The 1,083-nt window shown below is 53.6% G+C and carries 1 pseudogene; it reads right to left on the bottom strand.

The features are described 5' to 3' along the window. Nucleotides 1–7 precede the first annotated feature (7 nt). A pseudogene (locus tag BF12_RS21860) lies at nt 8–1,021 on the bottom strand (IS630 family transposase). Nucleotides 1,022–1,083 lie beyond the last annotated feature (62 nt).

Here is a 1,083-nt window from a genome sequence, read left to right as displayed (position 1 = left end):
TAAGTGCCTATTCAAAATTAATCGTGCGCTCAGCGCCATAACCGTCGAGCAGCCGGTGCACCTCATCGCACAGGTGCTCAAATGACAGATATGCACTCAGTGGCAGCCATGCATACTTCATCTGTCGCCACAGAATCTCAATCAGATTCAGCTCCGGCGAGTACGCCGATAGGTAGATCAAGTACACACGCCGCGACATCCACTCAACTATCTTCCGCCTGAACGCCTTGGAGTGATGCATGCTGGCATTGTCCAGCACCACGACAGCGAAGGTATCAGGGTCTTTCTGATCGGCAAACTGGTCGAATGCATCGATGACCGTCTCGGTAGTCACGGAGTCGGTCACAGAGTGATAGACCAACTTGCCTGCTCGGCTGAGGAACCCCAGTACATTCAACCTCCGGCTGCGAGAGTAGGCGGTTACCTCGCAAGGTTTACCGACAGGGCTCCATGCATATGCACCGATGATGATTGTGAAAAGCCTGATTCATCAAAGTAATAGAGCTCATGCTCGCCCTGGTCTTCTCGCTGATGAAGCGCCTTGAGAAGGCCCTGAGTATTGCGAAAATCCGTTTCGTCACGCCGCGCCTTGAGTGAGTGCCGAATCCGCTTGAAGCTGAAGTCATTTTTTTTTCAACGCCCGGCGAAGAGTCACCGTGCTGACCGTCTTGCCGGTCTCTTCTTGAAAGCGGGCCTGCAAGGACCGAATTTGATGGGGCTGTTCGGCAACCAGTTCCTGCAATCGCTGGTGGTCATTCGCATCCAAGACCGGCGCTCGCCCACTGCGCGGTTTATCGATGAGCCCATCGAGTCCTGATGCTTCCCACTGCTTAAGCCATCGAGACACAGCATCACGGCGAACCTGCAGTATTTCAGTGATTTGATTGATCGTATGGCCTTTATCACTGAGCAGGATGGCATGTGCACGCCGCCGTAAGGCGCGCTTCTCACCATGGTGATAGGCCGAGGTCAGCGTTTGCTGTTCAGAGTCAGTGAGAGGAGCAACGAAGCGCCTTGCCATGGGGTCATCCGTGTCAGAAATCCTAGCATCGATGATACACGGAAACTTAAGACCAAGCACTT

The sequence above is a fragment of the Cobetia crustatorum genome (assembly GCF_000591415.1).
Taxonomy (GTDB): Bacteria; Pseudomonadota; Gammaproteobacteria; order Pseudomonadales; family Halomonadaceae; genus Cobetia; species Cobetia crustatorum.
Note: the sequence above shows the minus strand (reverse complement) of the source record. Positions and strands in the feature narration are given on the sequence as shown.